Origin of the sequence: Gardnerella vaginalis (genome assembly GCF_001546485.1) — a bacterium.
Taxonomy (GTDB): Bacteria; Actinomycetota; Actinomycetes; order Actinomycetales; family Bifidobacteriaceae; genus Bifidobacterium; species Bifidobacterium vaginale_D.
In genome coordinates, this window is sequence record NZ_KQ956847.1 from 18,230 (window position 1) to 33,251 (window position 15,022).

The 15,022-nt window shown below is 44.2% G+C and carries 12 protein-coding genes; all 12 read right to left on the bottom strand.

The window, feature by feature from the left end; all coding sequences use genetic code 11:
- Window positions 1–383: 383 nt before the first annotated feature.
- Entirely contained in the window at window positions 384–1,808 is a 1,425-nt protein-coding gene (locus HMPREF3208_RS01995) for a uridine transporter UriT (RefSeq protein ID WP_032814386.1), read from the bottom strand.
- A gap of 212 nt (window positions 1,809–2,020) precedes the next feature.
- Window positions 2,021–2,959 carry a uridine-preferring nucleoside hydrolase UriH gene (locus HMPREF3208_RS02000; RefSeq protein WP_016636709.1) on the bottom strand — a complete coding sequence of 313 codons (939 nt, stop codon included), beginning with the start codon at window positions 2,957–2,959 and terminating at the stop codon, window positions 2,021–2,023.
- Window positions 2,960–3,308: 349 nt separating this feature from the next.
- Window positions 3,309–4,457, bottom strand: coding sequence for a PfkB family carbohydrate kinase (locus tag HMPREF3208_RS02005; RefSeq protein ID WP_032814389.1), 1,149 nt, complete (start codon window positions 4,455–4,457; stop codon window positions 3,309–3,311).
- Between the two features lie 291 nt (window positions 4,458–4,748).
- Complete coding sequence (locus HMPREF3208_RS02010; RefSeq protein WP_064346988.1) at window positions 4,749–7,124, bottom strand: ATP-dependent DNA helicase RecG; 2,376 nt, start codon at window positions 7,122–7,124, stop codon at window positions 4,749–4,751.
- A gap of 121 nt (window positions 7,125–7,245) precedes the next feature.
- Window positions 7,246–7,440, bottom strand: coding sequence for a 50S ribosomal protein L28 (gene rpmB / locus HMPREF3208_RS02015; protein WP_012913853.1), 195 nt, complete (start codon window positions 7,438–7,440; stop codon window positions 7,246–7,248).
- A gap of 145 nt (window positions 7,441–7,585) precedes the next feature.
- Entirely contained in the window at window positions 7,586–10,111 is a 2,526-nt protein-coding gene (gene fni / locus HMPREF3208_RS02020) for a type 2 isopentenyl-diphosphate Delta-isomerase (RefSeq protein ID WP_230953050.1), read from the bottom strand.
- Window positions 10,112–10,122: 11 nt separating this feature from the next.
- Window positions 10,123–11,223, bottom strand: a complete 1,101-nt coding sequence (mvaD, locus tag HMPREF3208_RS02025; RefSeq protein ID WP_064346994.1) for a diphosphomevalonate decarboxylase — start codon at window positions 11,221–11,223, stop codon at window positions 10,123–10,125.
- A gap of 135 nt (window positions 11,224–11,358) precedes the next feature.
- The gene (mvk, locus tag HMPREF3208_RS02030) at window positions 11,359–12,594 is read right to left on the bottom strand and encodes a mevalonate kinase (protein ID WP_230953051.1); all 1,236 of its coding nucleotides are present in this window, start codon (window positions 12,592–12,594) and stop codon (window positions 11,359–11,361) included.
- Between the two features lie 310 nt (window positions 12,595–12,904).
- Window positions 12,905–13,351 carry a 50S ribosomal protein L9 gene (rplI, locus tag HMPREF3208_RS02035; protein WP_064346996.1) on the bottom strand — a complete coding sequence of 149 codons (447 nt, stop codon included), beginning with the start codon at window positions 13,349–13,351 and terminating at the stop codon, window positions 12,905–12,907.
- Between the two features lie 16 nt (window positions 13,352–13,367).
- Window positions 13,368–13,616, bottom strand: a complete 249-nt coding sequence (rpsR, locus tag HMPREF3208_RS02040; protein ID WP_004105399.1) for a 30S ribosomal protein S18 — start codon at window positions 13,614–13,616, stop codon at window positions 13,368–13,370.
- Window positions 13,617–13,753: 137 nt separating this feature from the next.
- On the bottom strand, window positions 13,754–14,365 hold the full coding sequence (locus tag HMPREF3208_RS02045; protein WP_016637107.1) for a single-stranded DNA-binding protein: 612 nt from the start codon (window positions 14,363–14,365) through the stop codon (window positions 13,754–13,756).
- 95 nt (window positions 14,366–14,460) lie between these two features.
- Entirely contained in the window at window positions 14,461–14,757 is a 297-nt protein-coding gene (gene rpsF, locus HMPREF3208_RS02050) for a 30S ribosomal protein S6 (protein ID WP_004128903.1), read from the bottom strand.
- Window positions 14,758–15,022 lie beyond the last annotated feature (265 nt).

Consider the following 15,022-nt stretch of genomic DNA (forward strand, 5'->3'; position numbering starts at 1 on the left):
CCGCTCCGAGTTGCTTTCGCGCGCTACGCTCTGAGCGCGAAAGCAGGTCGTCGCGCAGAGCCGTAGGCTGCTGATTCGCCAAGCGAAGAAGAAAAATCGAAAAATCTCTGCGATAAAACGAGGTTATTAAAGATTAAACACGCAGAGTTTGGGGGATTTCTCTACGAGCACTAAAAGAGGACTGATGGAGCAACGTTCTTTAAAGAAAGGCGAACACAATAAACACCTTTAACAGCCAAAGCGACTGAAGGACGGGACGTGCGAGGAGAGAAATCCCCCAAAACTCGCGCCACATTAAGCAAGCGCGAAAGCAGGTCGTCACGCAACAACAAACGCCGGAGAAAATTCCCCGGCGTTTGCAGTCAAAAACAACCCTACTTAACTTACTTATTTACTTCTTCAGGATTCGGAATCAAGAAGGAGCAAGCAAACGCAAGTACAAGCAGCACAATGCCCGCAACCATCGAAGCCATGTATCCGCCTGTTGCACCATTCGTTCCGGCAACATTCGTCATTACAGCGTAGAGAATTGCAAAGCTCAAACCGGCACCCAAGTTAAACGCTCCAGCATTCATGCCTGGCAAATAACCTGGATTATCTTTTGGAGAAAGCACAATACCAAGACCGTTAAGCATAATGTTGGCAACACCAGCGTAGCTAATACCCATCGCAAGAGAGAGCACAACTAGTGCCCAAACGGATGGTACTCCAGCAACATAAATGCCAAATAGCACGCCAATAATACTTACCAAAATTCCGGCACGAAGCACCAAACGGTATCCAAACTTTGCGGCCAAAATACCGGCAATAGGTCCGAACAGGAATCCAATAATTGCGTAAGGGGTAAGCGTTGCAAAGCTCACAACATCAGCTCCCAAATGTGCACCAGCCTTCGCATCCTGCGCAAGCTGCGGCACAACGCCGTTCATCAAAGCGAATACGCCAGTCATAGTCAAAAGCGTGGAAAGAAGCAATCCCCACGTACGACGCTGCTTCATATAATGCGTAGAAACAAGCGGAGCTGCGCTATTGCCCTCAATCTTCCAGAACACAACGAAGAACACAACAGCCACAACCACAAGTCCTGCAATCATAGTCAAGTTTGCGGAAGCAAGCTTATCAATCTCATTAATAGCAAGATACGCCGCAAGGAATGCAATACCCAGCGTCACTACGCCAGCCCAATCCATACTTGGTGTATCATCCGCATGTGATTCTTCTGCTGCCAACACAACCATAACCACGGCAATAACAGCAATAAAAGCCATCGTCCAAAATACTGAGCGGAATCCATAGTGACCTGCAAGCCAACCGCCAAGTAATGCATCAACGCCTGCAATACCGCCGTTGACGGAAGTTAAAATTGCCATCAACTTTGCGTAACGCTTTTCTTCTGTAACTTTTACGCGCAGCATAATTAAGCACATTGGCACCACAGGGCCAGACGCACCTTGCAAAATACGACCAATCATAAGAACTGTGACATTCGGAGCAAGCGCAGAAACAACGCAACCTAAAATCGTCGAAATCAAAATGCCAATGAGTACCTTTTTTCGACCAACCAAATCAGCTAATCGAGGCAAAAACAGCGAGAACAAAGCTGCTGCGGTGAAGAATACCGTTTGAGTTAAGCCGATTTGTGTATCGGTTGTGTGAAGCTCTTTTGTCATTGTTGCTAATGCTGGAGATAGCATAGAAGCGTTCAACTGGAACGCGAAAATAGCAACAAGCAGCGCTGTCATAAGCGCTACGATTGAACGACCGCCTTTATCTAGCATAGAAGGCGTTGGAGATGAAACCTCAGTCATCATAACCTCGTATCAAATTCCGTCTAAATTTTTAATTTAATTATTAGATTTTTGATAATTTATTGGATTTTTGATAATCCAGTAGATTTGCTCTGCTACATTATCTAGGCAATACTTCATGCAATTATCCAAATAATTATCCTTGTAATTATCTACGAACTTTAGTGCATAAAAAGTTGAGATAATTGCAACCATCGCACATTCTAGTATGATTATCCAATACGCTTAAGCGCGTCAACAATCAAATCCCAGAATTTATCAAAATCAAGTTTTGTAGCAACCTGCGTATGGCATTCCTCAGCCGATGGCTCCGGACCACGCAAATCTGCAACCGTCATGCCAAGCGTCAAATCACCTTTAATCTCAACATCCAATGGGCAACGACGAGTCTCTACCACACTGTGATCAATCAAATAAGCAATAGTACAAGGATCATGAACAGGCGGATCAATGAAGTCTTGGTTATTTTGGTATGCTTTGCGGAAGAAGTTCATCAATCCACTAGCAAACGCAGCAAGTGGAGTTCCAACAGCATCGATCTTCGCCTGTGCTTCCGGCGTGCAAAGCGCTTGATGTGTCAAATCCAGACCAACCATAGTAATTGGCCAGGCTTCATTAAACACTACGTGTGCTGCTTCTGGATCAGTCTTAATATTAAATTCAGCAACAGCACTCCAATTGCCAACATGGTAGCCACCACCCATGAGCACAACCTCTTTTACTCGGCTCACAATTCGAGGCTCCATGCGCACAGCCATGGCAATATTGGTAAGAGGCCCGGTTGGAACCAGCGTAATCGTACCAGGTTCATGACTCATAATAGTGTCAATAATCCAATTAACTGCGTGCCCTTCGTCCAATGGTCGCGTAGGCTCTGGAAGCGTTACACCATCAAGACCAGTTTCACCGTGTACTGCAGCTGCAACTTCCAACGGACGAATCATTGGGCGATCGCAACCTGCATGTACTGGAATATTCGTAGCATGCGCCATTTCAAGTGTTGCTCGCGCATTATAGGTCACTTTTTCAAGACTCTGATTTCCACCAACCGTTGTTACGCCTAGCAAATCAATATTTGGATTACCTAGCGCAAGCAAAATGGCCATGGCATCATCATGACCAGGATCACAGTCAAGGATAATAGAAGTCATTATTACTCCTTTGTGAATAGTTAGCTTCTTGCTAGCAACAGTTTGTTACAGACTATTATTAATAACAGTCTGCTACTAACAACAAGTCAATGTATACGTAACTTACCGTATGATTCATGCGCTGTACGTTAATACGCATTCCGTATGCTCATACGCATCATTGCGTCATATAACATTTCTTATTTAACATTTGTTTATAACAATAAACAAATGACCATTAACAAGTATAGCAAAGCACTGTTGCGACGCAAACAATATTTACAGGAAGATTTACGAACAGTTACGCAAAAAAATTACGCAAAAAAATTACACATACGAAGCAAAGCTCAACACACGCGCAACGACCAACTCAGATACGCTCGTGAACATTAGCCATGCGGTTCATAATCAGCTCTGGCGTAAACGACTCATGCACAGGTTGCACTGATTCAGTATTCAACGCAGCTGCAGCAACAGCAAAACGACCAGTTTTCGCAGCATCAAAATCGTTATAACGAGCATAGATCAACGCAGCAGTAGCAGCATCACTTGAGCCATTATCGTTACCAACTGCTTCTACACCAATATTGCCGTTACCTTTAGCTAACATCATGCGCTGCACACGCTTTACTTGTACAGGATAGAATGACACACCTTCACCTGCAACACCATAAGCAACTCCTGCACGACCAGCATTCACAAACACATGTTTTACACCACGCTTTAACAACACATTCGCGCAGCGCACTGCAGAACGCTCGTCAATAGCATTAATACCAGTCAATGCCTGCGATTCAGCAGTATCTAAAATCAAAGTATCAATGCGAGATAACCGTGAAAGCACTCGCGTAGCTTTCGCATCAGTAATCGCACGCACTACAATAGGTCGACGATAACGATCACATAACCATTCCAAAGATTTTTGCGGAATATTAGTATCCATTACTAAAATATCTGCATTTTCAATAATCGACATGCGCTCACGCAAAAAATCAGGAGTCATATGATTGTAAATACTCATATCATCAAGCGCCAACAGACGCTGACCAGAAGCATCACCAACATACATATATGAAGCAGTCATAGAATCAGGAAGTTGCTTCGCATACCCAATATCTAAACCATTTGCAGCAGCATCAATCCTAAACAATTCACCATTATGATCGCCACCATACACAGACACCATACTCGTACGAATGTTCAACCGTTCCAAAGCAACCGCAATATTTCGACCAACACCGCCAAGCATGTAACGCACACGCGAAGCATTTGAAGTGTAATCCATCAAATCACCGCACGCAATACCGAGTACATCCATACTGATGCCGCCAACAACTGTTACATAGCTTGGAGGCGTTACAATATAGCCTTTGCCGCGCAAATATCCTTTACGAATAAGATTGGAAATATGCGCAGCAACACCTGAACGTGTAATACCTGCAAGATTTGCAAGTTCCTGTTGACTAATCATTGGGTTTTGTTGAATCCAAGTCAAGATTTGCTGTTCACGTTCAGTCATTGCTGCCTCATCTCTATTGTTATTACAAATGATGCCCACTTTCTAGGATATTCACAATTTTCATATTATGCACGTAAATTAATAAAATTTATATAATTTTGTTTATTCTTTCTTATTCAACAAACAAAAGTTGAGTATGATTCTCAATTAACAATTACCTTATTATTGTATTTTTTACTATAAATTTTGAGAGCATGTATAATAATTTCTGTATACTTTTTATTTAAAGTATATTTTTCATTGCGTCACCTTTTTACGCAATCAGCAGGAACGTCTATTGAAGAAACACCTTCAGTTGCTAATTATTTCCGCGTTTCCACCACGCGTAAAATCAAGTACTGCACCAGCAAGATGCGGCAACGAAGTAAGTTGCGGATTACGCTGCATTGTTTCCAACGCATCATTACGCGCTTCCGCAATAATTTTCGCATCCTGAACTACTCGCAACAGTTTCAAACTCGAACGACCACCCGACTGACTATCGCCAAGCACATCCCCAACATTTCTAAGTTCCAAATCTTTCTGCGCAATTTGAGCACCATCAAGTGACTGCTCAAGTACTCGCAACCGCTCTTGAGCAATACTCCCTTCCTCAATTTGTGCAATCAAAAAGGCCCATGAATTCGTGCCTCCACGACCAACGCGACCACGCAACTGATGCAATTGTGCAAGCCCAAAACGATCCGCGTCAAAAATCACTATGCAACTTGCTTGCGGAACATCCACACCAACTTCAATAACCGTTGTTGCAACAAGCACTTGCACATCACCACGTACAAATCGTTCCATCGTTTCACGTTTAGTAGCATCATCGTCACGACCAGTAAGCTGCGCAAAAGTCACTCCCTGAAACTGCGGTAATGCAGAAAGCCGTTTTAATATGCCAACAACTGTATGAAGCTTACGCAAAGGCACAGCGTGAGCTTCGTCGGATTGAGAAAATCGTGCAATATCGTCAAAATTTTCAGAATCATCATTACCATCGCAATCATCATCCTCAATATGAGCACAAACAATGTATGCTCGCTCCCCAGCATCAATACGCGAACGAATATGAGCAAACATGCGAGACATCGTATTTGAATCATTTTCTTGCACCACAAAGGTACGAATCGGTTTTCTACCTCCTGGAAGCTCTGTTAAATACGACGCATCCAAGTCACCAAACCAAGTCATAGCGGCAGAACGCGGAATAGGTGTTGCAGTCATTACTAAGAGATGCGGAACAAACTGTTTTTTATGCTCAGCCCGTCCATCCGAATTCACATCTGTGCTCATCTTCCGCATTAATACATCACGCTGCACAACACCAAAACGATGCTGCTCATCAATCACAACCATTGCTAAGTTAGTTGGCTGGAAAGTCGAAGAAAATGCTGCATGAGTAGCCACAATTAACGCAGGTTTACCACTCGCCACCTCTGCGAGCGCACGTCTACGTTCTGCAAGTTTCATGCCACCAGTAACTACTATAACAGGAACGTCAAGTTGAGCACGATGCATCATATGACGCAAGTTTTCAACATGTTGTGAAGCCAGTACTTGTGTTGGCGCCACTAATATCGCTTGATGTCCCGATCCTACAGCTTCAAGCATTGCAGCAAGCGCTACCACTGTTTTCCCTGAGCCAACTTCTCCTTGCAACAATCGACGCATTGGATGCGTACTGCGTAAATCATTGACAATCTCATCAATAACTGCTTGCTGACCTTGTGTAAGAGTAAACGGTAGACTTTCCACAAACTGCTGTCGAAGTTGCGAATTATTGCAAACTTTTGCTTGATTATTGTTTCCATTTTCGCGAAATTGCAATACCGCCATTTGTGATACGAATGCTTCTTCGTAACGTAATGTTTCAAGAGCTTTATGAAATTCTTCAGTGGATTGTGGATTGTGAAGTGCGTAAATTGCCGCAGCACGCTCCATAAGATGATGCTTTTCACGCACAAATTGAGGTAGAATATTGGGAATTTGAGCAGATTCACGTATGAGCGTGTGATTACATTCTTGTGCAGAGCATTGAGTAGATTCTTGTGTTTGAAGCAATGTAAGTATATCAGTAATTGTATCGTGAATACGCTCAGTAGCAATACGCGAATTGGCATGATAGATAGGCTGTGGAGCGCTCAAAATTTCCAATCCCTTGTCGATACTACAAACAGTGCCTTCACTCTGATGCGAACTGTCACTTTCTTCTACTGAATTTACTATTAAAATCTGCGGATGCGTAAATTGTAATCGTCCATTAAATGTACTCGACACACCGCCAACTACTATGGTTGCATCTACATATAGCTTTGACGCAATCCACTGTACATACTGACGGTTTTTAGAAAAATAAATAAGCTGCGCACTTGATTGTTGATCTTGTACAACATTAATTTCAAGTCTAAACCCACGGCGAGCATTCATTGGCACCACGTGCAGGGACTGAATTTGCGCATAAAACGCTATTCCCTCACCAATACGAATATCTTGTAAGCGCTTAACTTTCAGAGGATTGGTAACTCTAAACGGGTAGTAGGTTAATGCATCTTCAACTGTTACTATGCCTAAAGATTTTAATGCAGAAACGCGGCGCTTATTTGTGATTATTGCAGAAAGCGAAGTATGCACAGAAATGGGCGAGGAAAGCACACTGTACGTCTGAGCTGAGTTGGTAGGCATACTTACGATTATAAATCATTCGTAAAGCATGTCGTCGCGCAAGCGCGAGGAAAATTGCAAATACAAAAAAGCCCCGAGCACTGCTCAGGGCCTTACAATTTAAACGCAATCAATACGCGAATCACGCCTCAACGCGTTGAACCTTGCCAGCCTTAATGCATTTCACGCACACACGAAGACGAACATTCTCGCCATCAATGGTGGTGCGAACCGGCTGAAGGTTCGGACGGAAGGTGCGCTTATTGCGGATATGCGAATGTGAAACAGTGAAACCAGTCTGAGGTCCCTTGCCACATACTGCGCAACGAGCTGCCATAATTGGACTCCTATTTTTCTTTGACTTGCAAGTCTTGCGTCATTCAAACATACAAACTATTCACGCAAACTACTCACGCATATCGCATAAACAAATAGCACGTCTGAACGCACAACTACACAAGTATATCACTTACCAAGACATTTCATACGATATCGCGCACACGAACGTCCACATTCTCACGCAATTCCTTAACAGTTTTACATCCAAGAAGTGCCATAATCACGCAAATTTGTTCTTTCCAAGCTGTAATTTGTTGCACGAGCTCATCTTCTCCTTGATGCATCAGCGTATGTAAGAATTCACCTGCAACACCAACTGCCGAAGCACCCAGAGCCAATGCTCGCACAACATCCAAAGGTGTTCGCACGCCTCCACTCGCGAAAATTTCTACAGATTTCAACATTTCGCACTTGCGTATATCTAGCAGCGACTCAACGGTTGTAAGTCCCCAATTCGCCAAATAATCATAGTCGCCATGCAATCGACGAGCATTCTCAATCGCCACAAAATTCGTGCCACCACGTCCACCAACATCAACCGTATGCACACCAACTTCTTGCAGCCTCTGAACATCCTTAGCTGTCATCCCACAACCAGTTTCTTTCACTATTACTGGCACTTGCTGAGCCTCGCACACGCTCACCATCTGCTCAATATTGTGCATCCACCCACGAAAATCGCGATCACCCTCCGGCATCACAAGCTCCTGGGCGGCATTCAAATGCACTTGTAACGCATTTGCTTGTAATATATTCACCGCGCGCAAGGCATCATCAGCACTCGTGCCAGCACTCACATTCGCCATCACAAAACCGTTCGGATTTTCACTTCTCATAACACTAAAAGTGCTAGTCAACGTATCGTCGCGAAGTGCTGCACTCAAAGACCCACTTGCTATAGCAACGCCAGTTTTCGCTGCAACTCTAGCAAGACTAGCGTTTATGTTTTTAGTTGCTAAACTTCCGCCTGTCATCGCATTAATGTAGAACGGCAAACGCCAGTTTCTTGGAGCAGCATCTGCATGTGAAGTGTTAGGTAAACTATCACTTCCCAGTACACACACACTAGGATTCACTTCATCCAACGCCACCTGCGGTAACGCATTCGGCATGAATTGAACGGTATCAAAACCCGAGCATGCGAATGTTTTGTACTGTGCATCCGCAAGTGCTATGTGTTCGTCTTTTCGATTCTGCATTGTGAGAGATTGAGAGGATTCTTGAAGCAATCGCGAAGAACGTAAAGATGTTTGAGATAATTGCGACTTCTGGAGCAACTTCTTTCCCATCGTAATATTTTCAGAAGACTCGCCTGTTCCAAAAATTTTCGTAACCTCAATATTCAATGGCTTGATTCCGTGGTTTTGCCAAGCAGATTTTATACTTTCAATCCGATCTTTTTCGTAAATTGTTGCTAACGCAATGCCACAATCTCCACCACCAGCACCGCTTGTTTTCGCTGGAATTCCAACAGAATCAGCATCTTTAATAAGTTGTGTCAATTTCTGCGTTTCGATTACAGTTCCAGTAAGTACGCTCAATTTTCGCAAAAGTTCGCGATTTTGCGCAAATTCAGCAGCAATATCATCTAATTCAAAATTTTCCAGTGATTTCGCCAATTTCTGCACACAAATTTCGCTTTGCACACAAAAATCTTCATAAGTAAAAGGCTCAGTATAACTAGAGAAATTCTTATCCAAACCACTACCCGCGCTGTTACTTTCGCTATTACCTGCGCTATTACCTGCGCTAACATGAGCGCCATTTTCTACACTACTTACTAACTTCGCACTTGATGCTGGAGAACCAGTCCATCCAACCAAAAGTTTGAGTGCCGAATGCACTTTCAATCGCTTAATTTCCAAACGCGGCCACTTTTTATTCAACAGTAAGCATACGTTAGAATCACCTGATTGTATTAGTGTAAGTTCAGCTTCAAGCCAGTTACGATCGTAAGCTCGATACAAAATCCATCCACCGTAAGAAATAGCAGCCACATCGCCACCACTTCCTGACTTTTTCACCATTGCAGATGCAATCAGCGCAAGCTTGCAAATTCTTGGCGTCGAAAGCGACAAACCATACCATTGACACAACGCACGAACAGTTGCAACAGTTACTGCAGCTGAAGATCCGAGACCATATTTTTGCCCAGATTCTGCGTCGTCGAGCTCGCTAGAAATATGAAGATTGTAAAGTCTGGCAGCTACACTTTGCCCATATTTTTCGTATACGTAAGCATTCATTACACGCATTGCAGCAAGTACATAAGCGTAGGGTTGAATACATTGAGAAGATTCTACAGAGGTAAATACATTAATGGAATCCGCAGAATTGCAACCTTTACTGCCATATTCACCAACAATCTCAATATCGCCATCTACACCGCGCATATAACGAAGCGGCTCATATTTTTTAGTATTTGAGTCAATGATACCGCAGCATTTTCCATCTTCACCCAAATTTTCACTGTCAACTACAGCAGTTATGTATCGATTCACTGCTGCAACAATCGCAGCTGACCCATGAACTACCGCATACTCGCCAGCAACATAAAGCTTTCCTGGGGCACAAGCACGAACATAAGCAGTACGTTCAGAAGAATCTTTTGTAGTAGCGCCCGCTGAATCCAACTTTTCTAGAAGATTTCCCACCATATTTTCATTCATTATTCCGCCACCTACTTCATACCAGTTTTTATACAAGTCCTTATTGTTACACCATCACCAGGTAAAGCAACTGTGAATTTGAGATCTCCTCTACTATATGCACACGTGCCTTCACTCATTATGCGCAATTCATTTTCAACACGTCCGCGCAATTCATTTTCAACACGATTTGCACAATCAACGACCGTCAACACCTTCACATTCGGTCCAGCATCCATCGTAGCCCACACCGGCCAACCACACTTGCGCATAGACTTCACAACATTAAGCACAGCATGAGTCTTATCTGTCAAATAATTCACAGGCGGCACAGCTTGGTGCATGGTTTCATGCATTCCCAAGGAATTTTGCTCCATAATTTCCCCAAGCTGTTCAATATCACCATCACGAACTGCAGCAAGCGCATGCAAAAAATCTTCCTTCGACCGCTCAACCCAAGGCATGTATGCAGGCGAAGTTTCAACTGTACGACGCATAGCGGTTCGACTTGAAACCGGCTTTTTACTATCATCCAACGTAACCACAATCATTGCAGGATTCAAATTTTCTGCTGCAATAACAGGCTCAGCATAAGACGATTCGTCGTCCTCACCTGCATTCCAAATCACAAATCCACCAAAAATTGAGCGACATGCGGAACCGGAGCCGCGACGAGCAAGTCGTGAAAGTTCGCGCGAAGTTAGCTTCAGCCCAGCTGCATAAGATGCTGCTGCAGCAAGCGCAGCAGATCCGGATGCACTTGAAGCAAGACCAGCTGCAATTGGCACATGATTTTGTGACACAACACTTGCTTTTGCTGAAATTCCAGCCATCTCACGCACTAAATCAAGCATAGCAACTACTCGCAAATACGTAGAATTATCTACAGGCAATTGCAAGCTATCTAACGTAACACGATCTGAAACAAGATGGTCGTCAAAGCACACACTAGTAGTGGCGTACAAATCTGAAAGTGTAAGCGAAAGCGAGGAAGTATACGGCAAAATCAGCCTTTCGTTACGCTTACCCCAATACTTAATCAGTGCAATATTTACATTCGCTCTAGCTACAGCAGAATGAGGAGAAATGCTTGAGTCAAACGTTATTTTTGGCTGAATTTCAACGTTTTTCATGCTGTTCCTTTTGCGGCGGATAAGTAATTCTCGTTTGTTAATGTGTTAAACAATATTTTAGCAAAACAGTGCGCACAAGCGTCTTTTCTTTAAGTAACTGTAAAGTTTATGCCACATTTCAAGTAGAGATAAAATTCAATTTATTACAGAATCACCTATATTCACAATCCACGTGTTGCAAGCACCAGCGTTACGTAAAGCAGCACTAACACAATGTGCTGAATCTTCACTATCAGCGAGCGCAATCACGCAGCCTCCTCCCCCGCCACCGGTAAGTTTCGCGCCCAATGCTCCATGAGCACATGCCGTTCGTACCAAAGCGTCAAGTTGCGACGTACTCACACCCAAATCTGCTAAAATCTGGTGTGCGCGTATCATGCGAGTGCCCATATCTTCAGCACGCCCCAACGCCAAATCATCCTCTGCTGCAACCGCAAGAGCACCTAATTCTTCAAGCTGTGCGTCAACAGCTACAGGATTTGTTTCCAGTCGAGAATGTATAGCCTCGACTGTTACGCGCGTCATACCTTTGCAACCAGAATCTGCCAGTACAAGCCATGCGCGCATGGTAATATCCATACGCGCAAACTCACCGCTCTGAAAACGCACCGGCCATGAAGCCGACGTTGCTGTGGCATCCAACCCCGACGGATGACCGTGAGCCACACGCTCAGCCGACTGCGTCAACGCAAAAAGCTCGTCCGCACTCGCTCGCACGTCGTAGTAGTCAAGAATTGCGCGAATTACAGCTCCCGCAGCAGCGGCAGACGATCCAAGACCTCGCTCCGGCGGAAAATCAGACTCAGTTGCGACTTGTAGTGGCTCACCACTCCAACCAACAAATTCAAGCGCAGCATGTATTGCAGTGCGAATGCTGCTCAATCGCGGCGGAATTTTGGAAAGTTTGCCGGTAAAGCCGAGACAGGAAAGGGTAATTTGCGAGTCGAAACTTTGAGAAGATGCTGGGTTTTGGATGGATGCTGGGTTTAATACTGATTTGTAATCGCAACTATGTACGGTAGCGCGCATGCGCAAATTTTTCAGCGGCAAAGCTACTGCAGAATAACCGTAAACCACCGAATGTTCGCCGAAAAGAATCACCTTTGCCCAAGTTTCACCATAGCCAGTTCGACAATGATTGACAGAAGCTGCATTTGCAAAAGATAAGTTGACGAAACTTGAGTTTACAGAAGCTGCATAAGTTGGATTTATAAAAGATGCGTTTGCAAAAGTCGTTGAAGTTTGGTCTGCAGAAGTCACATAAGTTATGTGATGCTGATTTTTGTGCATGCTATCTGCAGTTTCGCTAACACTGCGCGCTTTTACGCTAAGATTACGCTCGTCAGCTAGTTCATATTTGCTTTGCAGCACAGTTTGCATCTCCTACAAAATTTGCCCAATTTTCCGACTGTTCCAATTTAGTCGCGTCAAATATAAAAAACTACGATACGAGCCCAATGCTTACAACACATTCACATTCTCAAAATATCACAGCATAAAAAAAGCTCTGCGCAGCATCGCAGTGAGAAAACTCAGAGCAACACAAACGCAGAGCCAATGCTTAAGTTCAATCCTAATGGATTCGCCAGCAATGACACTCACCTAAGCACTCACCAAATGCAAGCACACAAGCAAGCCTCATGCCAGCTCCAACACGTTTTATAAAGTCTATAAGACTACTCTACTCAGCAACAACCTTCACAGTGAAGGAAGCGGTGATTTCCGGATGCAACGCTACGGTTGCTGGGAACTCACCAGTGGTCTTAATAGCAGCAACCTTGATTGCGCGAGCTTCCACAGCGACCTTCGGAGCCAAAGCAGCAGCAATCTTCTCGGCAGAAATGCCACCGAAGAGCTTGCCGGACTCGGAAACCTTAGCAGCGAGCTCTACAACAGTGCCTTCAATCTGAGCCTTGGCAGCAACTGCTTCTTCACGAGTAGCAACAGCCTTAGCCAAACGAGCGCGGCGCATCGCTTCAATCTGGGAAGCAGCACCCTTGTTCCATGCGAAAGCAAGTCCCTGAGGAATCAGGTAGTTGCGTGCATAGCCAGCCTTTACTTCAACAACGTCACCAGAGTGACCGAGGTTGGCAACAGTCTTGGTAAGAATAACCTTAGTTTCAGCCATTGTTACAACCTCTCAATCAGCGACCGGTAGTGGCGTATGGGAGCAAAGCCATTTCGCGAGCGTTCTTTACTGCCTTCGCGATCTTGCGCTGTTCCTGCACGGTTACGCCGGTAATACGACGGGAACGAATCTTGCCGCGATCAGAAACGAACTTGCGCAGCAATGCAACGTCTTTGTAATCAATTTCAGTAATTTTGGCAGCCTTCAGAGGATTTGGCTTCTTCTTGAAAGGCTTGACCGGTGGTTGCGGCCTTTTGCGTGACATAAGATGTCCTCTCTTAAATCCGTTATGCTATTTGTTATGCATAACGCGTTAACTGATGATGTAATTATAAGGATTAAATTAAGTAAATACGTGAACTACACATACTAAACACAAGTAGATAGTGTTTATTGCATAATCTAGAATTCTGGTTCTTCCGAATCTGCGCCAAAATCAGCGTTAGCGCCGAAAGTTGAGAATCCATCGTTTGTTGGTGCAGCAGTGCTCCATGGATCTGTTACAGGAGCGTTTACTGCCTGAGAGTGTGAAGCAGCTTGACTTGCAGCATAATTTGCGCCACCAGCATAGCCACCACCCTGATATGCAACAGCACCAGTATTTCCTGCACCACTGGCAGGACGCGTTGCTCCAGCAAAACCAGTCGCAGAGCTTTGACGATTAACTTGTGCAGTAGCATAACGCAATGATGGACCAATTTCATCGACAGTGAGTTCCACTACTGTGCGATTAGAACCATCTTGTGCTTGATATGAGCGTTGCGACAACCTGCCTTGTGCAATAACACGCATGCCCTTAGAAAGACTGTTAGCGCAATGTTCCGCAAGATCACGCCATGCAGAGCAGCGCATAAACAATGCAGGACCATCCTCAAATTGATTCGTATTACGATTAAATGTACGAGGCGTAGACGCAATGGTAAAGCTTGCAACAGAAGCACCACTAGAAAGCGCCCTCAATTCAGGATCTGCAGTGAGATTACCCACTACAGTGATAACTGTTTCACCTGCCATGTCTGCCTTTTCTTTCTCGCTTCACGCGTAATCCAACATGCACGTACGCACAAAATATGCGCAACTTACACACATTTACTTATTTTAACGTGTATTTACTTAGCGTCCTTACGAAGAATCTTCGTGCGGATTACAGACTCATTAAGGTTCAACACACGATCAAGTTCGTCGCTTACAGCTGGTTCAGCAGTATAGTTCACAACAACGTAGTTACCTTCAGTCTTGCCTTCAATTTCGTAGGCAAACTTGCGACGACCCCAATAATCGGTACCATCGACGGAACCACCTTCGTTGGTGACGAGCTCAAGATATTGCTCGGTTAACTTCTTAAGACCGTGCTCATCCAGCTCAGGATTTGCAATGAACATCAGTTCATATTTATGTGCAGACATCACCCACCTCCTTCGGACTATCGGCTGTAGACTTTCTACAGCAGGAGTGTGTTTGCAAATATGTGCGTTATCATTTGCTGAGTACAACAGTAAAATCGCACATAACTTTGGTATTCTACCCCATGCGAAAGACTTGACGTAAATACGTATTTTGCTAAAAAATTGTACCGATAGCAATGAAATATAGAGTTACTGCATTTTACCCAATAGCATACATAACTCTCAACAATAAGAAAACATAAGAAAAAGGCTCGGAAAACAAGCA